A 23,884-nucleotide genomic window follows, 5' to 3' on the forward strand; every position below is an offset into this window, starting at 1 on the left:
GCCCCAACGGGTCGGCGGGATGCTTGAGGTGTGTTGGGCTTCGCTACGCTCACCCCAACCTACCAAGCTGCCGTTCCGGCTATGGCTGGGCTGCCTTCAGCGTCGCAACATGCAGCCTCAGAATCCGGCGCAGTTCCAGGATCGCGGCAGGCGTTCCCTGCACGGTATGCCACGAGGGGATCGCGAGTTCGGAGTCGGCGCCATCGAGGTGCGCGCTCTTGTAAGGAACCACGCCGTCGCTGCTGTCCTGTAATGGCTCGCCCTTCGATTTATAGACGCCCACGATCGTGTGATAGCGCACGCGCGGCGAGATCGGCAGGCTCGCGGCGGCGACGATGAACGGGTCAGTGTCGCTGAGGTTGTCGATGCTGTTGGGTATGCGGATCGGTGTGTTGGTAGCGGAATCTTCCTTCAGCAGATCGGAAAGGCTGGCCATCTCCTTCAGCACATTGACGGGCAGGCGGATGAGGTTGCCGATCAGGCGTGCCAGGCGATTCTGGGCGTAGGGGGTGCCACGGTGCGGCGTGGCGAGAAAAACGACGCGTGTCACCTGCGGCATCGGCGTGAACTGCAGATAAGGCGCGAGGCGTTCGCGCAGTTGGGCACGTTTTTCCGGCGACAGATTCGCGCGCACCGGCACGATGCTCCACAGTTTGTCGTCGCTCGAGGACACCAGCAGGCGTGCGATGAGGCCACCCATGCTGTGCCCGATCAGCACCATGTTCTGCGACGCACGCGCCTGGCCGTTTGGGTCGAAGTGCTGAAGCGTCGCATCCAGCGCCTTGCGGATGCTCGCGAGATTGACCGCGACCGGGGCATTCGTGGGGTAGTAGACCTCCCATACCTGATAGTTGCGGCGCAGCTCCTCGTCGCCCATGACTTCGTTCGCTACGTTGATCCATGCCTCCGGACTACTGCCTAGCCCATGCAGCATCACCACGGTCAGGCGGTTGGGATCGTAAGGCTGCATCATCAGCACGCGCGGCGTTGTGAGGCCGCCCTCACGGCCCAGCAAGGAGCGGATCGACTGGCTGGCGAAGCCGGAGCGGGCCAGCCACACGCCATACGCGGCGGTGAAGTTGGCGCCGAGCGGCACGGTACGGCCGGCGATGGTGATGGAGTCATCGCGGTAGGGATCCCTGACCAGCAGCTGGACCTGTTTCGTCGCCAGCACGTCGTTGAGCGATGCACCATCGAAGACCAGCGCGCCCGTCATCGACACGTAGTCGGGCTCACGCCATGGCACATCGTCGTCAGGCGCGGCAGGTGGCGTAACGGCGACGAAGTCCGATCCGAAACCGTCGCGCTGGTAGATGTTGCGCAAACCCTTGAAGCGCAGATCAGCGGCCGGAATGAGTTCCGTCGGCACACGCGCCTTGTTCGCCAGCCGCAGGTCGGTCTGCGGACGCAGCACGGTCCAGCCAGCTAGCGATGTCTGCGTCCATTGCTTGCCCAACTGGGGCAGCTCCTGGAAGAAGCGGCTCACTGCGCGCTGCACGGCAAAGTTGTAGAACCCGATCACCTGAACCTGGCGCAGCGCGAACGCGCGATCGGCCGGCGAGCGCGCGGAATAGAAAAGATAAGCGTAGGCATAACGCGCGGACTGCAGATAGGCGTCCAGGGTCTGATCCGCCATCGGGCTACCGGCCTGATCGGTCTTGATCGCCTTGCCCAGCCAGAGTTCGGCGAGTGCGGACAGCTGCTGCTCGTCATTCAACCCCGGCGAGTGCGCAATGGTATCCGTACAGGTCGTGAAGTCGCGCTGGCAGCTGTCGACGGTCAACGCCACCACGTTGAGTGCCTGCACCGTGCGGTCGCTCAGACGGCCAGTGCCAACGACGTCGGCGCGCTGCTCGTTGACGCAGTCGTGCGTCTTGACGCGGCTTACGTCGACCATCGCACAGGCATTGAGGCCGAGCGCCATGACGATGGCAACGCATTGCACGATCCAGGTGCGCGTGCCACGTTTCATGTGGGATCAGTCCATTCGGCCGGATGGTTGCGCGATTGTAGCCATGACGCAACGCCACGACGACTTTCAGCGCGAACGACGCACTGAATGCTGGTGGCGGACGTGAGCGGCGCGTTGTGTTCGGGTGGCCAAAGCGGCACGCTTGGCTCATGGATCGACTGGCTCTTGCATCGAGATGCGGGGAACAAGATGGCGAAGAAGCTCTGGATGATCGGCAAGCTGTCGTTCATCGCCCTGATGATGTTGGTCACCTTCTGCTCGGGTGTATGGGGTGCCCTGGCACTGTGGTACCAGTTGCCGGGCAACACGTTCACTCGCACGATCAGCAGCGCGGTCTGGGTGATCGGCGTGATCGCGCTCGTCGCCATCGCGATCCATCGGCGCAGTTGGCTACCGCTGGGTGCGTATGCGTTGATTTATGCCGTGCTGCTGCTGTGGTGGGCGAATATCGCGCCATCCAACAACAGGATCTGGGCGGCCGACGCTTCCCATCTGCTTACCGGCCAGGTGGAGGGCAACCAGGTCACCCTGAGCAATGTGCGCGACTTCACCTGGCGCACCGACGACGACTACGACGCGCGCTGGGAAACCCGCCACTACGACCTGGATCACCTGGCCTCGGCTGATGCGGTGCTGTCCTACTGGGGCAGCGCGGCGATCGCGCACGCCATGATTTCGTTCGGCTTCGATGACGGTAGCCACGTGGTCTTCTCGGTGGAAACCCGCAAGCGACGTGGTCAGGAATACTCGGCAATCGGTGGGTTTTTCAAAGAGTACGAAAGGTTTCTTGTCGCGGCCGATGAACGCGACATCATCCGCGTGCGCACCAACGTGCGTGGCGAGGACGATTACCTGTATCCGTTGCGCATGGACAAGCCCGCGATGCGTGCACTGTTTCTGTCCTACGTGCAGGCTGCGAACCAGCTGACCGTCACTCCGGCGTTCTACAACACGATCACCTCAAACTGCACGACCATCGTCTATCGCATGGCCCGCCAGATCGAACCCGGCCTGCCGCGGGATTTCCGCCTGCTGCTGACCGGCTATCTACCCGAATACCTGTACAAGGTGGGCGCAGTGGACCAAAGCGTGTCCATCGACGAACTGCGGCAGCGCGGGCGCATCACGGACAGGGCTAGGAACAGCAAACCTGGTGACGATTTTTCGAAAATGATCAGGGTGGGGGCTGAGGAACCGGTTGGCGTGCGGGACGCACACCAGTGAAGCGGTGAAGTTGGAGTGGGCGAGCTGCAGTGTGTCTTGGGAGCCCGGTTCGGGTCAGCCGCGATGCGCGTCAGCGCAACAAGATCCGGCACGCTGCGCAAGCGCCGATCCATGAACAGTCGATGCGAACCTTCAGACAAAAGAAGGCCGGGCAGTGATGCCCGGCCTCCTTCAACACGCGTCCTTACGGTCTGTTACTCAGTGGCTGATACCTATGGATGTGTCAACACCCGAAGTGACCATCCCGCCCTGCAGTCGGTTCGGCTGGACCTGCGCACCAGCCGGAATCACCAGCGGGGCACCGGTGATATCAGCGACTCGCTGCGAGATGAAGCCACCGCTGCCATTGCTCAGCCACTCGTACGCGTCGCCCGCCGCGCCGACCCACAGGATGTCCGCCAGACCATCGCCGTCGTAATCCGCAATGCTTGCCAGGGTGTAGCCCGGCGTCACAGAGCGAGTCTGGACGGAGGTCACGTTAAAGCCGTCCATATTCCACACCTGCAGCTGATTCGTGGTCGGATTGGTCCAGAACAGAGAAGTCACACCGGTGCCGGCCACGTCGCCTGCACCAAACAGTGTGAAGCCAGCCGGCTGTTGCTGGATCTGATGGGCGACGAAGCCACCCTGCTGATTGTTGACCCACGCGTAGACACTGTTGTCGGTCGTGCTGGTCCACACGATGTCTGCATAGCCATCACCATTGACGTCAGCCAGATGTGGCACGTAACCCGTGCCCGCACTGATGACAGGCGATTGAACGTCGTTGAAGTGGTAGTCGGCTCTGCCCAGGACAAAGAATGCATTGACGTTGAGTTTCCACCAGCCAATCTGGCCAGTGCTCTTGTTCCACCAGAAAAGCTCGTCGGCGTTGGCACCATCGAAATTGCCTGAGCCCATCAGTGTCCAGCCGGCGGGATAGGGCACTCCAACTTTGGCCGTAAGGTAATTGCTCGCACCATTGGAAGCAGTACCACCTAAACCATCAGATAACCACACGTAGAGTTGATTGTCCGGGCCCGTCCAAGCCAGGGCGCCAATCAAGGTGCCCGTTAAGAAGTGATTGTTCGCGGAGTAGAAATCGCCGGCAGTGCCAAGGGTGTAGCCAGGCGAGATCGGCTGAGTGACCTGGTTCAGTACCACGCTGCCCTTCATGCCCAACTGCATGAACGTGCCCTTGACCGGATCCACCACCGCGATATCGCTGAATCCATCGCTTTGAGCTTCGTTGGCCGAGGACAGATAGTCATACGGAGCGACGTACCCATTCTTGAAGGGCTTGTAGAAATTCGTCACCGCCGCTACCAGGTTGGTCGCATTGATGCTGCCCAAACCAGTGGCCATGCTGTAACCGGAAGTCGCCTTCCAGGCCGGATCAAGTTGATCGTAACCACCCGAACTCACCACACCGTACGGTTGCGCGGCGTTGGCTGTATAGCAGTCGTCGGTTCCCGAATTGCAAGGCACCGCGATATTGCCCACGGAAACATTGTTGAAGACGCAGGTGCTTCCGATGTTTGCACCATTGCTGGAATTACAAGCATTCAACGTCGACGTGTTCGGCGATCCGATCGTGCCGTACTCCTTGGTTGCGATGCTGTAGAACGCGGGCAGGATGTTGCCGCTGCTCTGGCCGGAAGCCTGATTGATCAGCGCCTGTACACCGGCCATCGCTGGTGCCGCGAAGGATGTACCACCGGCACTGTTGAACAGCACGTCATCGGGATTGCTATAGGTACACGGGGTACCGTTCTCATTCGCGTCGGACATGCAGTAGACCAGCGCATGCCCATAAAGGCCGTTGGCGGCGAACAGCGAAAGATCAGGTAGTGCACGTCTTGTGCTGGTGGATCCGTAAATACCGGCCTGCCAGATCGGCTGTGACCAAGCGAAACTGGGTCCACCACTGCCACCGATCGTGTTTACGAATTGCTGACCTGTGGTGCTGTTACACGCCTGCACACCATCGCTGTAGCCAAGTACGCCATCCAGCACGCTGCTGGCGCAGGAATCGTTCCAGGTCATTTCCGGGATGTAACTTATGGCTGACTGGCTCAGCGCAAGATTCGTTGAGGCCCAGTACTGTCCGTAAGCGGTGAAGTCATTGAAATCGGTGCCACCGACAGAAACGTTGTATGGCGTCGAACCCATACCATTGACCGCAATACCGATGAAGGCAGCGGAATTACCGTCATCACAACCTGCTGAACCCGAATCGCCCGACGACACAAATACCGTGACGCCCTGGGCAGCCGCCTGCGACCACAGATCGGCAGCCTGTGACAGGGTTCCGTCAACGGCTCCAAAAGACTCACACTCGCCATAGCTCAGGCTGAAGACAGCGGGGACGGGCGTCGAGTACCCGGTAAGCAGGTTTTCCGCCGCAGTGAACGGACCAAACGTCGCACTCTGACTATCATCGCAAGAGGCAAATACCACGTTTGAATCCGGGTCCGCCGCGCCGATCCATTCCGCATCCAGCGCTGCTTCCGTCTCATCCCCATTGGTGCCCGGGTCGGGGCAGCTCACATCACCAGCCATCTGCAGCGGATTGATGTAGTTCACCGCGCCCACGGCATTGGGGGGCAGGAAGCTGCTGCGGAAGGCCTGTACGTCGGCCGGCAACACGTCCGTGCGTTCCAGCACCGCAACGGTCTGTCCAGCGCCGCGGATAGGCGTGCCCTGAGTCCACAATGGATTGACGTTGTAGATCGTGTTGAAGTCCGCTGGCGCAACGTCATACGTCACGCTTGTATCGATGGTACCCGGCGGCACAGTGAACAACGGCGCACCCTTTGCCTTGGCCACTGTCTTCCACTTGCCGGTTTTCTTGTTCCTTGTCACCGTGGCGACGTCGGTATGCAGCGGCTTCGGGAAGAAGTTGCTCAACGAGGCTGCACCCACCACAACGGGTGCCAGGGCGGATGGAATCTGCTGCGCGGTGCTATTGGCGAAGTGTTTCTGGCCATTAACGGTGTAGCTGTGCAGTGACGTATGAAATGCGCCGCCGACTGCTGTCGCCGTACCAGAGAAATGGATCATCATTCCTGTTGGCGACACCGAGGTCACTTTCAAACCCTGACCCTGCAGCCACTGCTTCACCTGGTCGATGTCCGCCTGGGCGGGACCAAACATCGTGCCAATCTGTGCTGCGGTCAGCCAGTGGTGAAAGTACGGGGAGCTTGGGATGGTCAGCGCGTGGAGATAAGCCTCGAATTGGCTCTGCTTGGCGTCGCTGCGCTTAAGCAGCAAAGTGACGTTGCGAATCGTCTGTGTGGATGGCAATGCGCCGGCGTCGCTGGTCGAAACAGCTAGTGACGGCTTGCCTCCTACCGTAACCAACTTTGTATTGTCAATCGTGCCGGTGATTCTGGCCGTGTCCGGCGTAGAGCTCGGAAAGTAGTTGGCTGACTGGGTGCCGGCGGCATGTGCGCCTAAGGAAAGCAACACGGCCATGCCCAGTGCTGATCTCACGAAGCATTGACCGTTTCTGTTCGTTGACATAGATATCCCCTCTTGAACCGCAGCTGAGTGATGTCGTTTCTTCGCCAGCTCTATCGGTGACGCGCCCCCGTCTTCCCCGACGTCTACCGATCTATTGGCTGGTCCCCCGACCGTATTCATGTTGCACTGCGATCGTCACGCACGCTCAAATCACCATAAAATCACCGACATCTCACGGCGGTGCTCGACTGGGCGTCGCCAAGCAAGACAAGCGGGCAGCCACCTGTCACCCTCATTGGGGGAAAGACGCGAGAGTGGCGCTCACGGATTGGCAAGCACAGTGGCAAGGGCAATACGATGTTTCAGCGGTTCCTATCGCGGGTGAACCAGGTTCCCGTCTCCGATCCGGTAGATCGGCGCAACGCCGTTTTCATGCAATGGCTGCTGCTGTTCGAGGGTCTGCGTACCCCGCTGAACAAGATCTATTTACTGATATACGACTGGCCGTTTCTGCAAAGTGCCTTCTATGACAAGGCCCGCTGCGGCCCGACCGTGGCGATCAGTATCGATTTGGGGACAGACTTGGTCATGACCGCGGCGGCGTGGTTTGGGCTGTATCTGATTCGCAAGGGCCAGTTCCGATTCGCCGTTACGCAATACTTGACGGTGTTGCTCAGCTCCGCAGCGCTGGCCTACGCCGCATTCGGTTCCCAGGCGATTGATGGCAACCTGACGATGGTTAAGATCCTCGCGTTGAGCGGCTTGATGCTCGGTCGGCGCGCGTTGTGGATCACCTATTTCACCGAAATACTGATCTTCATGATGAGCATGGTCACCGACCGGATCTTCCACGCCGATCTCAAGTTGAGAGAGGTCGTGGAGGGTTTCGCGGCTCTTCCGATTGCCGCTCTCGGCTATTTGCTGATCACCATCATCCTGGACCGCAGTATCGATGCGTTGCGCGAGAGCCTCTCTGAGTCCAATGCCCATCGCAAGCAGTTGCAGCTGGAAATCGCGGAGCGCGAACGTACCCAGGAGCAACTTCTGCACGCCCAGAAGATGGACGCCGTCGGCAAATTGGCCAGTGGCATCGCGCACGACATCAACAATGTGCTGGGCATCATCCTGGGCTTCTCGATGGAGCGAGATCGGGTGGAGCGCGCGGGTTTCTTACCCAATGAGGATTCGCAGGCCTTGGCCGATGCGCTGGAAGGTGTCGAGCTTGCCGCTCGCCGCGGCACAGCCGTCTGTCGCAAGCTTCTGAACTTCAGTCGTCGCGATGTCACCCATACGGAAACCTTCGATGCCACCGAGACATTGCGCGAACTGAGACCACTCTTGCGCCAGTTGTTGCCGACCAACGTTGATCTGACCATCAACACGCCGCCGACGCCACTGTCCATCCACTTCGACCGCAGCCAGTTTGAGCTGGCGCTGCTCAATCTCACCTCCAACGCCCGCGACGCGATGCCTGATGGCGGCACGTTTACGCTATCGCTGGCTCAAGATGATTCATCGAACGTCGCACTGACCATTCAGGACACTGGCTTGGGCATGTCCGCTGAAGTCAGGCAACATTTGTTCGAGCCGTTCTTCACGACCAAGCCCACTGGAAGCGGCACCGGTCTGGGGCTTAGCGTCGTCTACGGCCTGGTTCGACGCGCAGGCGGCACTATCGCCGTGGACAGCTCGCCTGGCAAGGGTACGACCTTTGATATTCTCTTGCCGATGACCGCCGGCAGCGTGGCGGGCGCAGTGTTGCCACTGCCAGGAGAGCGCATTCGCGTGATGCTGATCGATGACGACGATGATCTGCGCGGCGTGCTCACTTCCGCGCTGGAAAACGGGGGCTGCGAAGTCTGCGAGGCGGCCAGTGGTGCCGAAGCCGAGCGTTTACTTCAGCAGATGGTCATGCCACCGGACGTGCTGATTTGCGATCACCGCATGCCCGACACAGATGGCATGACTTTGCTGCGCAAACTACGTCTGCAACTGCCTACGGTGCCGGCGATCCTCATTTCCGCCTACCACGAGACCGACGGCTTGCCACACGGGCTCGCAGATGTCTATTGCGAACGTCTACCCAAACCATTCGTTCCCAATGTGCTGCTCGCACGCGTCCGAGTAGCGGCGAGACGAAGCCATAGCGGGGTCGACGTGACGCCGAGGAGTCAGCTCATCGCCAACAGATAGCCCGTGCCGTGAACTGCATCTAGGGGCAGCGGTTCACCGACTGTGGAGAGCACTTTTCTGCGCAGGCGGTGGACCAACGAATCCAGTCGATGCGGATCAAACGCTGCAACGTCGTCAGTCAGGACACCAATAAGCTCGTCGCGCAACATGACCTGATCGGGATGAAGCATGAGCATTTCCAGCAGACGCCGCTCGGTCTTACTGAGCATTACGCGCCCACCCGTAGGAGAAACCAGCAGCCATCCGTCCGAGTCGAGACGCCAACGACTGCGGCTTGAGGCGAGAACCGTGGACGGCTTGAGTCTGCGCGCGACACTGTACAAAGTAGCGACCAGAACGTCGATATCGACCGGTTTGGCGAGATAGGCATCAGCGCCTTCGCTCAGGCCCCGCACGCGATCGATATTTTCCGCTCGCCCCGTCAACATGACGATGCCTGTCTCGGGAAGTTCTCCACGCAGCCTGCGTGTCACTTCGAAGCCATCGCTGTCCGGTAGGCCGATGTCCAGCAACACAATATCCGGCTTTCGCTGCTCGATCGCCGTCGTCAGCTCGGCAACGTAGCCGATGGCCTTGACCTCAAAGCCGAACTGCCGAAGTTGGGGCACGAGAATACGATCACGCAACAATTCATCGTCTTCGAGCAAAAGAACGTACAAGGGCTTGAGCATTTCAGTTGAATGAGGTGAATCGATTGGCGCAATCATGACGCATAAATCTCTGGGCAAGGCCCCTTCCGCAGTGATGCCATCCTTCGATGCCGATGTCACAGCGTCATGCACGATTGAAACGTCAGGGTAGCTGAGTCCGCATCCCGGTTCACGACCATACGCTAGCGTATGCATCGAGCCCCAACAAAAACAGATCGTTGCGCAGGTTTAGGTCCCCGCCATGCAGGGCCGGTAGACAAGGTTACTGCATCAGGTATCGGAGGGAACGTCTATTTTCCGCCCACCAGCGATTGGAGCGAAAGGACGGAAAGAGGCCGGGTAGTGGGCGCCCAAAAGAGTGGCGCCCGGGGCGGGGCGCCAAGATGAGTCCATTCGGTCACACGCATGAAGTTGCTGAGCGGGTCTGTTCGACCTGACATGCCGAGTTGGCCATGCTGCCAGGGCGTTCAGTCGGCTGGGCTACTTGCTTCCAAGGGTATAGGTATGACCTCTCGGGCGTACCTGTAGCTTCTTACAGTTCTATGGAATGTCTTCTGGTGACACATTGGCTCCGCATATGTGCTGAGAGCCAGAAGAGGGTGGCATCGAGCCAATGCGTTGTGCAGGGCTTTCAAAATGATCGCCCTGCCGTAGCTTTTGCTGGAAGTCCAATGACCATAGCGCGGCAAGCAAGACTTTTGAGGATTGATGACGGCCTGCCAACACCTGAGGGGGAGCGCCGCTATCCCGCTACTGGCGGCTATTACGGCCGCATCCTCAATGGCAACACCGTGCCGCAGATGTACTGTTGTACCTGCGTCGCGTGCTGTGAAGCCGTATGCCATGGCGAGTGTGATTGTCTGGCCTGCGCAGCGAGATGGGCTGATACCCGGCAGTTTGCTGCATCCAGGCGCGCCAGCTTCTGACCATTCCGAACGCTGAGTCCAAGAAGAGTCCACGCCCGACGCGCGGTCAAAACATCAACGCGTCTGGACCGGTCGTAAGGACCAAGCTGCGCTACTTGCAATGGGTGAGCAAGATCACTCGGACACACCTGGAAGCTCAACGGGGGTACATCCGTATGTTCGTGGGTACGTATCGAAGGCGGTCAGGTGAGCGAGCTTGATGGCTGTGCCGATCTTCCTCACCTCATGCAACACGTTGTCACCACAACACACACGCCACAAGCCCGCTGGTTGTTCCCTGATCGAATAGCCCATGGGTAAAGGTATACCCGCGGCCTCATGGGTAGAGAGTGTCGGTTGCATCGGCTGAGCTGCTGGCGACATGGCATCGTCCGGACTTTCCAAGTGCGCGTAGATTGCTTGCGCAGGGTGGGCGACTGAAGCAGCGGAAGGTGTCTTGAGGTGTAGGCGTCTGCCTTCTCACATTGCCGACGGTTTCGCGGGGAGGTTGGTAGGCGCTCGCGCGACGCGACTGGACATCGGGGGTCTGGCCGTACGTACCCCATCTGTGCGTGAGTTTTCCATTAAGCGGCTTGGCTCGAGGATTCACGTCGGCCTTTCTGGTTGATGCCGGTGGTATAACTACTCGGTCCCCTTTTTGCCCATGCTGGTTTGCATGTGATCTTCGATTCTCCATGGAATCGCGAGCGGCAGCTATATCATCGCCAGACATACCCAAACCCAGCGCGACGAGAAGGCCGCAAAGCCTCCAAAGAGATGTGTGCGTTTTCCACCGGGGCTTGGGTCAAGAGAGGGCGCTTGAGTCATTGCGTACGTAAAAGCTCGTCAATGGCTGGTTGTCGGAAGTAACCCACGCGGAACATCGCATGGGCCCCTACGTTCACGAGAGGAGACCAAGCGTATGACCAACACCGAAGATGTCAGCCACTCACGTCGCAAGATGATCGTCAGCACGGGCTCCGTTGCAGCGGCTGCAATCGCAATGCCACTGCTCTCGGCGTCAAGTTCAGCCAACGCCGCTTCGTCGGCTCCAAAAGCACATTCGACTGCTGGAGGTGTTCCTATGGGTAGCAGCAAGATCAAGACCAAGGACGGCGTCGAGATTTTCTACAAGGACTGGGGAACCGGACAGCCCATCGTATTCAGCCACGGCTGGCCGCTTTCGGCGGACGATTGGGACGCTCAGATGCTGTTTTTTTTGAGCCATGGCTATCGGGTGATTGCGCATGATCGACGAGGACACGGCCGGTCTACACAGACTGCCGTTGGCAACGATATGGATCACTACGCAGCAGATCTCGCGCAGCTCACTGAAGCGCTCGACTTGCGCAATGCCATTCATGTGGGTCACTCCACCGGTGGCGGTGAAGTAGCTCGTTACGTCGCTCGCTACGGGCAGGACCGAACGGCCAAGGCCGTGCTCATAAGCGCGGTGCCGCCCATCATGGTCAAGACTCCCAATAACCCTGGTGGATTGCCGATCGAAGTCTTTGACGGCTTGCGCACGCAGCTCGCCGCCAATCGGGCGCAGTTCTACCTGGATCTTCCCACTGGACCGTTCTATGGGTTCAACCGTCCAGGCGCAAAGATCTCCGAGGGAGTCATCCGTAACTGGTGGCGGCAAGGCATGATGGGTGGCACCAAGCCGCAATACGACTGCATCAAGGCGTTTTCGGAAACCGACTTCACTGACGATCTGAAAAAAATCAGTCAGCCGACGCTCGTCCTGCATGGCGACGATGACCAAATTGTGCCTTACAAGGATGCGGGTGTTCTGTCAGCGAAGCTTCTGCCGCACGCGACGCTCAAGATTTATCCGGGTTTCCCCCATGGGGCACTGACAACGCATGCCGATGTGATCAACGCTGACGTGCTCGCCTTCATCAAAAGCTAGTTTGAATCGCGGCCCCTCCAAGCTCCTGCGTGGAGGGACCGCATTCTGAGAAGATGAGCTGTCTGCAACGCCACGTGGATTCAGCGAACGCTCGCTCGAACAGTGTCGTCGCCTGCAGCGCTGCAAGTCGCATTGATGCCGCGCGATACGAAAACGGGGCCGCGCAATCAGTTTGCGCGACCCCTCAAGGTCGAAACATCAAGCCAGGCATGCAATCAAAAGAAGCCTAGAACTTGACCGTGACCCGCCCCCAGAAGTAACGACCAATCGTGTCGAAGTCGCTCGGGTCGGTATTCGCATTGAGCACATTGTTGGCGTACAGAAGCGGCGGTTGCTTGTCGAAGAGGTTGTTGACGCCGAACTCGACGCGCGTATTCAACGGTTCGATGTTGTAGCCCAGCGAGACGTCGCTATAGGTGGTCGAACCGTACTTGTACTCTGCCCCGTGAATCGTGCAGTAGCTGCCGTAGAAGCACGTGCCGTCCGGGAACACGTCCTGCGACGGGCTCTGCGAACCCATCTGGAAGCGGCCGATGTAGCGCAGGCGCCATGAAGCATCCCAGTTGCCCAGCTGCCAGTTCACATAGCCCTGGCCCTTCCAGCGCGGGAACAGGCAGTTTCCGACGGCACCCGGGCAAGCTGCCGCCTGCGCAGAACCGAACGGCATGAAATGACCGGCGTCGGTGTAAGTGGAATTGGCGATGTTTCCTGGCGCCGTTTGCACGTTGAAGTACTTCAGGTAGGTGGCATTCATGCCCACGTTGAACTTGCCGAAAGAGAACTCCGGCAGCTTGTAGTTCAGCGAGAAGTCGACACCGCCCGTGCTGGTGGTGCCCAGGTTGCCGGTCGGCTGTAGGGTCTGCGCAGTGAGCTGGCCCTGATTGGGACCGCTGGGGTAGCGCGAGATGAACCGGCAGTAGCCCTGGTCGCCAGACGAGCAGAGGCCCAGCAGGCTTTGGACACCTATGGTGGTGATGACGTTATTCAGATACAGATGCCAGAAATCCACCGTCGAGGACAGTCCCGGAGCCCAGGACGGACTGTAGACGGCACCAAAATCGAATGTCTTGCCCTTTTCCGGCTTGATCGGGATGTTGGCATAGGTGGCGCCAGATACGAGGCCCGTACCCTGCAGGTCCTGAACTACCAGCTGGTCGACGAAGCTGCCGTCGGTTTTTACATTGACGCAGGCCGGGTTGACCGGCGCGCCGGTGTAGCCGGTGCAGGGATCGTTGGAGATGCGGTACGCAGAAGAAGACGGTGCACCGAAGACTTCGAGGAGATTCGGTGCGCGGAACACCTCGGCCAGCGTGCCACGCAGCAACAAGTCGTCGATCGGCTTCCATTCAAGCGCGAATTTCAAGTTGTTGGTGGTGCCGAACTTGCTGAATTTGGAGTAGCGATCGCCAATGTCAAGGTTTAGCGATTTGACGAACGGCAGATCGTTCAGGAGCGGAAAGAACGCTTCAGCATAGGCTTCCTTGACGTTGTAGCCGCCCTGCAAGCCGGCGCCGCAAACGCTTCCCAGAGTACAGGTGCCGGTGGCCGGATTGATCGTCAGCAGACCGTCGACCTGGTTGTGTTCGTACTCCTGGCGATATTCCGCACCGACGGCCAGATTGATGGTGCCGGCGGGCAGGTCGAACACGCCGCCATTCAAGTCGGCGTGCCAGATCTTCTCGATCGTGTTACTTGTTGCAAGGCCTGGCGCGGAGGCCGCCTTCAGCGAGGCGATCGATTGCGCGCTGTTGACGTCGAACGGGTTGAACGGAATACAGGTGGGAATGGGAGCCGCTGGAGTGCCGCAGGTAATCACGCCACCGTTATTGAAGGACGGCCCGGCTGCCTGATTCAGTACGGTTAGATTGATCAGACCGTCGGCCGTTTCGGTCATGCTGGCGTGGCCGTAGTCAAGGCCCACATCCCACTGCCACGTCTGGTTGCCGATCGGAAAGTCACCCTTGAAACCGGTATGGATCTGCGCCAGGGTCATGCCCGCGAAAGTCTCGCGCAGACCCAGCGAAGTGAGACGTAAACCGAAATTGCTCTGGCCACTCTGGTAATTGACACCGAACGGGTTGTAGTAGTTGGCTGACGATATTTGAAAGCCGCCATCAGTCGTCAGGGGGTAAGGTGCCACGGCCGAGTTGGACGAGGTCTTGTCGACATAAGCATCCAGGTAAACGCTGACATGATCAGCCAGGTTGTAGCTGCCCATCAGGAACGCATTGGTGCGCTCCTGTGGCGTCAGGATCAGGTTGACCGAGGCGTAGTTGTACTTGTCGCTGGCCGGACCATTGTTCTGGAAGCAATGGTAGTCCGAGGCAGCATCTGTACCGGCACCCGGATTGTGTGCAACGAAGCCGCTCTGGCAACCCGGGAAGGCGGCCGCAAAGTTGGAGCCAGCCAGCTGGATATGCCCGTTCGGCGCCGAGCTCGAACCACCAATGAATACCGACGGCGGCTGCGGTGCAGACGGACCTTTTCCGTTCGTGCCGTACACCGTGACGGCATTCCTGGAGAAGGCACGGCTGCCCGCCTGGATGCCGTCCGTCTTGTTGTAGTCCACGCCGCCCATGATGCTGCCCTTGTCGGACGTCTGACCAAACGTGAAGGTGTAGCCCTGTTGCTCGCCGTCGTTGTGATCGGACTGACCAAAGTTCGTCGTGAACTCGACGCCCTGATAATCCTTGCGCAGAATGAAGTTGACCACGCCACCGACGGCGTCGGAACCATAGACCGAGGACGCGCCGGTGGTCAGCACGTCAATGTGATCGATCATCGCGGCCGGAATCGAGTTGACGTCCGGGGCATCACCATTGACCGGAGTCGTGATGATGCCACCGAGTGAAATACCCATGATGCGATGACCGTCAACCAGGATCAGGGTGCGGTTCGGACCCAGGCCACGCAGACCAATGCTGGTGGCGCCGGTGCCACCGCCGTTGTTGACCTGTGGGTTGGTATTGCCTCCGGTAACAGCCGGCAGATCCTGTACCAGGTCACCCAGGGTCAGCTTGCCGCTGGCCTTGATCGCTGCGCGATCGATGGTCACGACCGGGCTGGCCGTTTCCAGATCCACGCGACGAATGTGCGAGCCGGTAACCACGACCGTCTGCAGGGTAGACGCTTTTTGCGGAGCGGCCGGATTGGTATTGCCCTGCGGCTGTGTGGACTGATCCTGAGCGAATGCGGTGCTCGCGGCACCCGCCGCGATGACAGCACCCAGCGAAAGCGCCAGACGGACTGCCGAAGAAAGCTCTGTACCCCGAAGTTTCATGAAAATACCCTCCGATTAATTATCACCATGGGTCAGAAAGATTCCGCCCAATGCGGCAATCCGAATAACAACCTGGGTCTATCCATTACCAACGAGGTAGAGCTATCAAGGTAATCAATCACGACAGCTCGTTGGCTTTAAGCGTAAGGCTCACCTACCCTGGAATGGCATGGCACGAGATTTATCCCGTTTTATCCAGCAAACGATTGGCAAGCTCAATCAGAACATCGCGCTCCGTGGCGACTTCATGGAGTCTTGTCTTCAATCGATCTGCTTCATATAGCTGCGACCGCTTATAGCGAAATCGCCTTACCCATGTCAGTACAGTCTCACTTCGAATGTTGAGCCGCGCCGCAACCTCCCCAGCGGAGAAACGCTGCTGAACCACCAATCGAATAGCTTCAGCCCTAAATTCATCCGAATAGAATTTTGCACGCATTGATGCACCATTGGCTTCGGTTTGAGTTGAAATCAACGGGAACAACTTCTGTTATTTCCGCTAACCAAATTGCTGGATTGCTGTATGGATACGGGTACTCACCCTTTCATCCGGATCGGAGATGTTTTTTGGATAATTTGCCGGCTCCGAGGTTTTTTCCGTTAACAATTTAACCATCGCTATGGCAACTCCGGCTTCACGGTAAGTGAACTAAAAAAAAAGTACATAGCCATTCAGTTCGCACTTCTATAGCCAACCAGGTGCATAACCAATTAATTCCGATGTTTAATACCAATTCCAAAATCCTGAAATTCAGGCCTGACGATCGAGTCGATCGTGGGGGCACTGCATGGCGTGGAGACCTGGGTGAGCAGCACAACCATGGGGTGCCCCTGCACGCAGGGCAGGGGAGGGGACGAGCTGCTGCCTGACATCGCTCCTCCCCCTGTTTGCAAGAGGAGGTTGGGGCGAAGCGCAACCTAGCCTGGCGAGCTAACCAGGTCAAAGCGCCTACGGGGGAATGGTTTTGGGGTGGCCCGTACGGATCGGCGCGGCTCGGGAGCGGTTCCGGCCTGCCTTCATGCGCTCGGTCAGGATCGTATGTCGATTTCCCCCTGTCTCGTTCGTCGTTGAAGAGAGTGGCTCATTGGCGCCCGCGGCTTGGGCGCCATCCGGGTTCGATCCAGAAAGAGTCAGAGCTTCGTTACGCCTTCGCGATCAGAGCGGGAGAAATGAGATGCAGCAAGCAGCCGGCCGCTTAAAGATGTGCCTGACGTTAAGCATGCTTTTGGCCATAGCCGTCGCCGAGGGTTCGTCGGCTCAAGCTCTGCAACATGCGTATCCGAGCATGGCGCCGCTCTCCCAATACCTGATAGGGGACCGCGACGCGGAAGTTACTCTGGCGCGAAGCGCGGCGCCCAAAGCCATTTCCGGGGAGGCCACGATCCTGGTTCTCGGGCCCCATGGCTACGTTACTGCGGTCCAAGGCAGTAACGGCTTTGTATGCATGGTCGACCGATCCTGGTCGGCGCAATTCGATTTCCCAGAATTTTGGAATCCAAAATTGCGTGGACCTACGTGCTTCAACCCGCAAGCAGCACGATCGATTTTGCCTATAACCCGCAAAAGGACCGAGCTGGCTCTCGCCGGACAATCCAAAGATCAAATCATGGAAGGCATCAAGACCGCACTCGTCAGGAAACAGTTGCCGCCTCTGGAACCAGGTGCGATGTGCTACATGATGTCGAAACAAGCCTACCTAAATGACTCGGCGGGGCACTGGATGCCTCACCTGATGTTCTATACGCCACTTGAAGCGAGTTGGGGTGCCGACTTGCCAGGCTCTCCGGTCATGCTCAATCCGCAGTTTCAGGCCGGCCCCGAGAAGATGAATGTGTTCATGATCCCGGCCGCCAAGTGGTCCGACGGAACGCCTGCGCCGGATATGTGAAACCACCAACCATCCCGCTACCCCTGCTGCTCCTGGGAGGCTTTGATTCGTATGTTTCTCCAGCTTGACGGGCATGGACCGCAATATGCACAGCTGACTCGTGCCATCAAAGCCGGCATTCTCAATGGGCGGCTGACTTCGGGTATGCGGCTGCCACCGACGCGCACACTGGCGCTGGAGCTTGGTTTATCGCGCATTACCATCCTGACTGCCTACGAACAGTTGCGTGCAGACGGTTTCATCAGAGGTTGTGCTGGCTCGGGTAGCTACATATCCACACTTCAGATTACCCAAGCGTTGCATGCCCCCGAATCCACGGTTGCGCCACCATCGCGCTATGCGCAACGCGCTCGACAAGTCTATGACCGGACGCATTACCAGCCGCACATTGAGCTGCCTTACGATCTGCAATACGGAACCCCGTTGACCAATGTAGAGCTGAGTGCTGCGTGGGGCCACGAACTGGCGCGCGCCGCTACCTACACCGCGCTTCGAGGTGTAGGTACCCAGGGGCTGCATGCATTGCGCCAGCAGATATGTGACTACCTGGCGCTGCGCCGCGGCATAACGACCTTGCCGGAGAATGTGCTGATCGTTAATGGGACACAGCAAGCCTACACACTGAGCGCACGCGTGCTTATCGACGAAAACGATAGTGCCGTGCTGGAGGAGCCCCATTATTTCGGTGCCTACCAGGCACTGGTCGCCCATGGCGTGAGGGTCCATTCGGTACGCACGGACAGCGAGGGTATCGTCTGCGACGAACTACCTGACTCGGCGCCTCGATTGATCTGCGTGACTCCTTCTCACCAGTTCCCAAGTGGCGCCGTCATGTCCCTGCCGCGCCGACTAGAGTTGTTGCGCTATGCGGCGGCGAAGCAGTGCTGGATCCTGGAGGACGACTACGATGGCGAGTTCCGCTACGACGGCCGCCCACTCGCTGCGCTACGCTCGCTTGATGAAGAAGACCGCGTTATCTATGCAGGCACGTTTACAAAGGCTCTATTCGGCTCGCTCCGACTTGGCTACATGGTGTTGCCCGTTGCACTGCGCGACGATTTCGTCATGGCCAAATATTTCAGTGACATTTCCTCGTCGGGTATCGAACAAACGGCGCTTGCACATTTCATGGAAGACGGTGGCTTCGAGCGGCATTTGCGATACGCGCGTACCGAGCTACAAGCCCGTCGCGAGGCGTTGGTCGATGGTTTGCGCCGATATGTCGGTGACCGTGTCGATATTGTGGACACGCCTGCGGGCATGCACGTTGTCGTGTGGCTACGCGATTACGACTATGCATCCGTAAATGCACTGATCGCGCTTGCCCGTCAACGCGGTCTCGGCCTTCATCCGGTTGAAGTGCATTACCTGAAGCCACCGCCATACCCGGGTTTGATCCTCGGCTACTGCGGGCTATCACCGAACGCATTGCGCGAGGCGATGCAGCTATTCGGCAAGTGTCTGGATGAGATCGACGCGAAAGCACGAAGACGTACTGCCTAGGTGAAGCGCGCCGCATCTAGGCGAACCATCTGGCGCAACTCAATCGGCTTGGATAAGACGAGCGGCCTGTTTTTGTTGTGGCGTTGGTGGACGTCGCTCGCGCAGTCGGCGCGACTCTCGCCGAGTTCCGAACCCGGCTGTTAAGCTATCCTTCGCGGCAGGCGCCGCAGTCGGCGTGGTTGTGATCGGGTATGCCGCAGCACTCTCACGCTATGAGAGTTGCGCAGGAGTAGGATTTGCACACACTGCAACAGCATGGGCTTGACCATGTGCTACTCAGCTCAGATCTGGGCGGACTACAAAAAGTACGTTAGGACATTTGGCGCCGACATCAGCGTCCGCCGATATGTCGAGCTATTCTGGGAAAAGAAGAAGAGCGGCGACTGGCAGAAGATCCCCAAAGCGATGAAAGCCGCCTTTGCGGTTCCACGTACCGAAGAGGAGCGCGAGGTTCACGCGCTGATCGCCGAAACGGACGAGGAGCAAGCGTTGGCGTTCGAGTCCGTGCTGTTCCAGCAAAAGACCCGGCTGACCGGCGCCGAGCGTGTCATGGCGTCGGGCAAACCAACGAAGAAGGCCGAGAGCGATGTGCGCGTTGCCGGCAACAAAATCGAGCAGGCACAGCGCAAGCTCAGCGACCTACGGCGCACAGAGCTCCTGGATCGCGACTCCCGCATTTATCCCGGCCAGTACGCGCCAGTGATGATCCGGAAGGATGGCAAGCGCCTGGTAGTGCCCATGCGCTACCAATGCCGCATGCCTGGCTGGACTGAAGCCGTCGAACGCAAGTACCCGGGCACCTACAACGCGCGTCGCGACAACCTCGAAAAGGCATGGGGCCAGCTATTCGGCTATCACCACGGCATCATGGTCGTGACAAAGTTCTATGAGAACGTCGAGCGCGACGGCAAAAATGTGGTGCTCGAATTCGACCCGCAGCCGCCGCGAGAAATGCTGGTGGCGTGTCTGTGGTCATTCTCGAAGGGCGGAGAAGGTGAGGCCGACCTCTTCTCGTTCGCCGCCATCACCGACGAGCCGCCGCCTGAAGTGCTGGCTGCTGGTCAAGATCGCTGCATTGTGCCGATCAAGCCTGAAAACATCGATGCCTGGCTGACTCCAGACCCGACGAACCTGGCTGCGCAGTACGCGATTCTGGATGACCGCGCCCGGCCGTATTACGAGCACCAAATGGCTGCCTGAACCAACACCCCTTTGGCACGAACCTGGAGAAGAAATATGTCTACATCAGCATCTCTCAGCTTTGCTCGGGACATCCGCCCCATGTTCACCAGCATGGACGTCGATCATATGAAAAAGGCCATGGACCTCAGTGACCGGGCCAGCGTATTCCAGCATGCGGAAGCAATATATGAATCCGTGTCCAGCGGTAGCATGCCGCCACCGTCGAGCGGTGAACCGCGTTGGACCCCGGACATGTGCGCGAAGCTCAGGAAATGGCAAGAGGAAGGAGGGCAGCCCTAAAGCACCATTGGTGCGTATCGAACAAGGCAATGCACCATGACACGTCGGCATCCACCGCTAATGCGATGGTCTAACTGTCCCTGTCCCATTTTCTCAGAGTCTGGCCCGGAATAGTGGTGAGACATGGTGGACCCGCTCCTCTCGTCAAGGGTGGCGTGATTCCAGGTTAGAGCTCCTCGGGGAATGACATCAGCGGCTGGCGTCTTCGCGCTTGCGCCCCCGAAGCCTGAGGGAATCGAGGTGAATATGGGCGTCGCGTGAGCGGTGTTGTATCGTCCGCGCCATTGGGCTAGTTCTAAGCGGACATCCGTGAGCGTTTGGATCCGTATCCCATTCCGGCTGCGCACTAACCGTACGTGAAGTCCGGCTTGCGCTGTCCGACCTCGATAATATAACCGTCAGGATCGCGGATATAGCAGCGAGTCTCGCCGTACTTTTCCTTCGGCTCCGTGATGAACTCGGCTCCCCGGCTTTTCCATAGTTTGTAGCACGCTTGAATATTCGCAACGCGGATGTTCATGAAGCTGCTGATCTTGTTCGGATCAGCGAGGGTGCTGAGCGTTACGGACGGCTTGTCGGGGGTCGGTCCGCCCCCGACGTTGACAAGCAACCACGTATTCGCGATCTGAATATAACCAGGCGCGCCCTTGCTGTCGCCTCTGCTTAGAGTGCGACCGCCGAAGACCGTTTCGTAGAATTGAGCCGATCGGTCGATGTCGGCTACCGTGAGAAAGTGCGCGACGGTGATCCCCTCTCGCGGGGGCATCTCAAAACTCTTCTGATCGATTTGTACGCTGTTCATTGACCACCCCAAACGATCACTTCGACGTGCAGGACTGGCTGACCTTTGTAAGGTAAGGAAGCGCTAAAGAATCGCGTTGTTGAAAATGCGCAGGTGACTTTTCCAGTATCCACACTTCGTCAAAGTGCCTGCGGAATTCATCCGGGAAGCTGAACCTACCAGTTAGCCGCGTCGCTCCGTTCTCAGAACATTGACGCCGCGTTACGTCGTGGTGGCGCTGAATACCACCATGAACGAGCGTCTCCAATACGAACTGAAGGCCTGGGTAGAGGGTTGTTACGCGCGACGTTGCGGCCAACGATGCGACATATGTCGTTATGAGCACGACAGCGCAATGGCTCTTGCCTGGCTTAGAGGATGGCGTTACCAGGGGGAGCTTCCCCAGGGCATGGAGGAGGTCAGCGGGAAAAACACCATTCTCATCCCGGTCGCCATCGAAAGTAGGTAGGTCGCACAGAGAAACGCTACGAAGAACGGCACCCACAAGAACTGCTCGGGAGGCGACCCGATTTCATCGTTGAGCCGATCGGCGGCGCTGGGCATGGTGCGTGCGGGTTGTGTGTCGAAGTATCTTTGGTTTGCCGAGGATAGAAGGGCGAGCGCACCGGTGCCGAGTAAAATCGCGAGGGGATACAACCAGCTCCTCTCGCCGAGGGAGCGCGGTAGAACGCAGGCCGAGATGGCTGGCGCGATGGGCGAACGCATGAACTTCAGAATGACCATTGCCCCGGCGATACAGATCGCAATCGACACAGCGGAATACGGCAGATATCGCGTGACAATCACACCTAGCACCGCGGTCACTGTCGGAGAAAACGCGAGCATCCGTGATGCACGGGCCCAGGTGCCGCGAGGCCGCAGGAATACGTCGTAGGACAGCGCAGCTAACTAGGGAAAAAGAAGCAAGGCCACGCCCACCGCAGAAGCGACTCCGGCAATCCCACCCATGAATCAGAGCGAGATGAGCACGGCTGTCATAACGCGACGAGATTCAGCAGTTTTCATGTATTGGACCTATAGATAGCGTTGGGAGCCATCGGAAAAATTTCGAAAAAAGTGCTCCCCGGGGCATAAATAACTGCACGGGCCTGATGAAGGTGCATCAGAGTCCGATGGGGAAAACGTGCGTGACTTCCTGATGGTCGCCCGCATGAGTAATGCGCAGCACGCACCGAATGCCAGCGGCATGGCGAGTCGATGCAAAAAATCAGGAGTAAGAGTTAGCTGCCTTCGCGGTGAGCCAAAGAAGGCGAGGGGCCCAGGGAAGAGGGTGCCGATCAGCGTCGAAGCATATTCACTAACGCTGGAAGTGTCTCAGTTACGCGAGGGTTTGCAGTGCGCACTTAGTAACTGTTCGCCGTGATCGGCATATCGGCGGACACCAGACCCAATGGCGAACGCATCACAAGTCGTGGTTGGCGTGATTTGACTTGGAGGATGCGATCAAATACGAAGGGGCCTTCCTTGGCCCCTTCCATTGGATTTGCCCGAACCCTAGGCAGCGTTTCCTACCGAACTCCAGCCAACTTTGTATGCATGTCGGAAAGAATGCCTTTGGCAGCATCAATGCCGATGATCCAAGCGCCCGCCAACATCATGGTGTCCTTGACCACTAGTCGCCCGCCCCCTGATAAGTAGGGAAAGCCGTGCTGAGCATCGCCAAGTGCGGGCACCCATGCTTCGGGCGTTGTTATGAGAAATGACAAGGTTACAAGTGTCGTTACAAAGGCGAGAAAGGCACCAAGCAAACCCAGTCGTTTTGACAGAGGGTAAGAAAGCACCAACAGACCAATCATCAACTCGACCGTCCCCAAGCCACGGGAGAAGCTGTATGTATGGTTTTCCGTCTGCCACTCACGCTGTGCAGGTACCAGCGCACCCTCGTGAGTCATGTGCTCTTTGTAATCCTGCGGATGCTCATAGAAAAATGACATCACGGGGCTGTTCGCGACAAAAGGTGTAATGCTGTCTGCTTCGTAGGGGGCGAACTTCAAACCGCCAATCCAAAGAAAGACGATGGCGATGGCCAGCCTCATCAAAACGAGGCCAGCATGATCGGTACGCGCAAAGGCACCAAGCCCTTGTTCTATCTTGCTGTTCATGATGTTCCCTTGGCGCTGTGCGCCTTGACGGCATCGATGACACGGACGGAGTAGACCATGGCAGCACCTGCGTTCAGTGCTACGGCAACACCCAGTGCTTCAGCAATTTCTTCTTCTGACATCGATCCGCATGCAAATCGCATGCGAAACATTGGAAAACACCAGCCTCCCGGTGGGTGCTGTCGCCGAGCGCGTGGGCTATCAGTCGGAATCAGCCTTCGGGAAGGCCTTTCAGAGACAACTTGGTTTTACGCCAGCGAGCTATCGTCGCCACAGCAATGGTCGATCGCGATAAGCGTCCCCGCGTGGGTAGTTTCTCGGTCTTGCATCAATGCTGAATATTAGCCGTGACTTTTCCCTGTATTTGTCGGTTGTCGATAAGCGGCCCATTCGTGTACGGTCACATCATTGCCGCTGGGGAAAGTGCTGCAGTGGAACTACGGTAACGCGACATCGCCGTTAACACGCCGCGACGCGGTTCAATAAGCAGCTTGTTTCTCCGAGTCCAGACTGCCTGCGAACG

14 protein-coding genes and 1 pseudogene are annotated in these 23,884 nt (G+C 58.4%); 6 read left to right on the top strand and 9 right to left on the bottom strand.

What is annotated here, in order from left to right:
* Nucleotides 1-79 precede the first annotated feature (79 nt).
* The gene (locus tag HDE77_RS06420; protein WP_184416316.1) at nucleotides 80-1,972 is read right to left on the bottom strand and encodes an alpha/beta fold hydrolase; all 1,893 of its coding nucleotides are present in this window, start codon (nucleotides 1,970-1,972) and stop codon (nucleotides 80-82) included.
* Between the two features lie 189 nt (nucleotides 1,973-2,161).
* Between HDE77_RS06420 and HDE77_RS06425 the strand changes: the two genes are divergently transcribed.
* Entirely contained in the window at nucleotides 2,162-3,196 is a 1,035-nt protein-coding gene (locus HDE77_RS06425; protein ID WP_255482563.1) for a DUF4105 domain-containing protein, read from the top strand.
* Between the two features lie 198 nt (nucleotides 3,197-3,394).
* On the opposite strand, the gene HDE77_RS06430 is transcribed toward HDE77_RS06425, so the two are convergent.
* Nucleotides 3,395-6,652, bottom strand: coding sequence for a protease pro-enzyme activation domain-containing protein (locus HDE77_RS06430; RefSeq protein WP_184416317.1), 3,258 nt, complete (start codon nucleotides 6,650-6,652; stop codon nucleotides 3,395-3,397).
* Between the two features lie 345 nt (nucleotides 6,653-6,997).
* Here HDE77_RS06430 and HDE77_RS06435 point away from each other — a divergent pair, with 345 nt between their 5' ends.
* Complete coding sequence (locus HDE77_RS06435) at nucleotides 6,998-8,833, top strand: ATP-binding protein (protein WP_184416318.1); 1,836 nt, start codon at nucleotides 6,998-7,000, stop codon at nucleotides 8,831-8,833.
* Here HDE77_RS06435 and HDE77_RS06440 read toward each other — a convergent pair.
* Nucleotides 8,812-9,540: a response regulator transcription factor gene (locus HDE77_RS06440; protein ID WP_255482564.1), complete on the bottom strand. Its 729-nt coding sequence runs from the start codon at nucleotides 9,538-9,540 to the stop codon at nucleotides 8,812-8,814. The genes HDE77_RS06435 and HDE77_RS06440 overlap by 22 nt on opposite strands.
* 1,809 nt (nucleotides 9,541-11,349) lie before the next feature.
* On the opposite strand from HDE77_RS06440, the gene HDE77_RS06445 reads away from it, so the two are divergent.
* Complete coding sequence (locus HDE77_RS06445; RefSeq protein ID WP_221444159.1) at nucleotides 11,350-12,303, top strand: alpha/beta hydrolase; 954 nt, start codon at nucleotides 11,350-11,352, stop codon at nucleotides 12,301-12,303.
* A 226-nt stretch (nucleotides 12,304-12,529) separates the two neighbouring features.
* Here the strand turns inward: HDE77_RS06445 and HDE77_RS06450 are convergent, their stop codons facing one another.
* Both HDE77_RS06450 and HDE77_RS06455 read right to left on the bottom strand, forming a co-directional pair.
* Nucleotides 12,530-15,583, bottom strand: coding sequence for a TonB-dependent receptor (locus HDE77_RS06450; protein ID WP_184416320.1), 3,054 nt, complete (start codon nucleotides 15,581-15,583; stop codon nucleotides 12,530-12,532).
* Between the two features lie 181 nt (nucleotides 15,584-15,764).
* On the bottom strand, nucleotides 15,765-16,067 hold the full coding sequence (locus tag HDE77_RS06455) for a transposase (protein WP_184416321.1): 303 nt from the start codon (nucleotides 16,065-16,067) through the stop codon (nucleotides 15,765-15,767).
* Between the two features lie 691 nt (nucleotides 16,068-16,758).
* Between HDE77_RS06455 and HDE77_RS06460 the strand changes: the two genes are divergently transcribed.
* The 3 genes from HDE77_RS06460 (at nucleotide 16,759) to HDE77_RS06470 (ending at nucleotide 20,175) form a co-directional block, all read left to right on the top strand.
* Nucleotides 16,759-17,472: a hypothetical protein gene (locus HDE77_RS06460; protein ID WP_184416322.1), complete on the top strand. Its 714-nt coding sequence runs from the start codon at nucleotides 16,759-16,761 to the stop codon at nucleotides 17,470-17,472.
* A 51-nt stretch (nucleotides 17,473-17,523) separates the two neighbouring features.
* Nucleotides 17,524-18,975, top strand: a complete 1,452-nt coding sequence (locus HDE77_RS06465; RefSeq protein WP_184416323.1) for a PLP-dependent aminotransferase family protein — start codon at nucleotides 17,524-17,526, stop codon at nucleotides 18,973-18,975.
* Between the two features lie 267 nt (nucleotides 18,976-19,242).
* Nucleotides 19,243-20,175, top strand: a complete 933-nt coding sequence (locus HDE77_RS06470; RefSeq protein WP_184416324.1) for an SOS response-associated peptidase family protein — start codon at nucleotides 19,243-19,245, stop codon at nucleotides 20,173-20,175.
* 628 nt (nucleotides 20,176-20,803) lie between these two features.
* On the opposite strand, the gene HDE77_RS06475 is transcribed toward HDE77_RS06470, so the two are convergent.
* From HDE77_RS06475 to HDE77_RS06490, 4 genes and pseudogenes are all read right to left on the bottom strand, one after another.
* Nucleotides 20,804-21,259 (bottom strand): VOC family protein, encoded by a 456-nt coding sequence (locus HDE77_RS06475; RefSeq protein ID WP_184416325.1) that lies wholly within the window; start codon nucleotides 21,257-21,259, stop codon nucleotides 20,804-20,806.
* Between the two features lie 363 nt (nucleotides 21,260-21,622).
* Nucleotides 21,623-22,084, bottom strand: coding sequence for a hypothetical protein (locus tag HDE77_RS06480; RefSeq protein ID WP_184416326.1), 462 nt, complete (start codon nucleotides 22,082-22,084; stop codon nucleotides 21,623-21,625).
* 683 nt (nucleotides 22,085-22,767) lie between these two features.
* A complete protein-coding gene (gene rclC, locus HDE77_RS06485) occupies nucleotides 22,768-23,361 on the bottom strand; it encodes a reactive chlorine resistance membrane protein RclC (protein ID WP_184416327.1) in 594 nt (197 codons plus the stop codon).
* A pseudogene (locus tag HDE77_RS06490) lies at nucleotides 23,358-23,480 on the bottom strand (carboxymuconolactone decarboxylase family protein); the annotation flags it as partial. The pseudogene HDE77_RS06490 and the gene rclC, both read right to left, overlap by 4 nt.
* Between the last annotated feature and the right edge of the window lie 404 nt (nucleotides 23,481-23,884).

Origin of the sequence: Rhodanobacter sp. MP7CTX1 (genome assembly GCF_014205795.1) — a bacterium.
In the GTDB taxonomy this organism is placed as follows: domain Bacteria; phylum Pseudomonadota; class Gammaproteobacteria; order Xanthomonadales; family Rhodanobacteraceae; genus Rhodanobacter.

Coding starts and splice junctions, on each gene's coding strand:
- HDE77_RS06475 (WP_184416325.1), bottom strand. CDS start 21,259: ATGAACAGCGTACAAATCGATCAGAAGAGTTTTGAGATGCCCCCGCGA.
- HDE77_RS06445 (WP_221444159.1), top strand. CDS start 11,350: ATGATCGTCAGCACGGGCTCCGTTGCAGCGGCTGCAATCGCAATGCCA.
- HDE77_RS06440 (WP_255482564.1), bottom strand. CDS start 9,540: ATGATTGCGCCAATCGATTCACCTCATTCAACTGAAATGCTCAAGCCC.
- rclC (WP_184416327.1), bottom strand. CDS start 23,361: ATGAACAGCAAGATAGAACAAGGGCTTGGTGCCTTTGCGCGTACCGAT.
- HDE77_RS06460 (WP_184416322.1), top strand. CDS start 16,759: ATGCAGCAAGCAGCCGGCCGCTTAAAGATGTGCCTGACGTTAAGCATG.
- HDE77_RS06480 (WP_184416326.1), bottom strand. CDS start 22,084: ATGCTCGCGTTTTCTCCGACAGTGACCGCGGTGCTAGGTGTGATTGTC.
- HDE77_RS06425 (WP_255482563.1), top strand. CDS start 2,162: ATGGCGAAGAAGCTCTGGATGATCGGCAAGCTGTCGTTCATCGCCCTG.
- HDE77_RS06420 (WP_184416316.1), bottom strand. CDS start 1,972: ATGAAACGTGGCACGCGCACCTGGATCGTGCAATGCGTTGCCATCGTC.
- HDE77_RS06450 (WP_184416320.1), bottom strand. CDS start 15,583: ATGAAACTTCGGGGTACAGAGCTTTCTTCGGCAGTCCGTCTGGCGCTT.
- HDE77_RS06465 (WP_184416323.1), top strand. CDS start 17,524: ATGTTTCTCCAGCTTGACGGGCATGGACCGCAATATGCACAGCTGACT.
- HDE77_RS06470 (WP_184416324.1), top strand. CDS start 19,243: ATGTGCTACTCAGCTCAGATCTGGGCGGACTACAAAAAGTACGTTAGG.
- HDE77_RS06435 (WP_184416318.1), top strand. CDS start 6,998: ATGTTTCAGCGGTTCCTATCGCGGGTGAACCAGGTTCCCGTCTCCGAT.
- HDE77_RS06430 (WP_184416317.1), bottom strand. CDS start 6,652: ATGGCCGTGTTGCTTTCCTTAGGCGCACATGCCGCCGGCACCCAGTCA.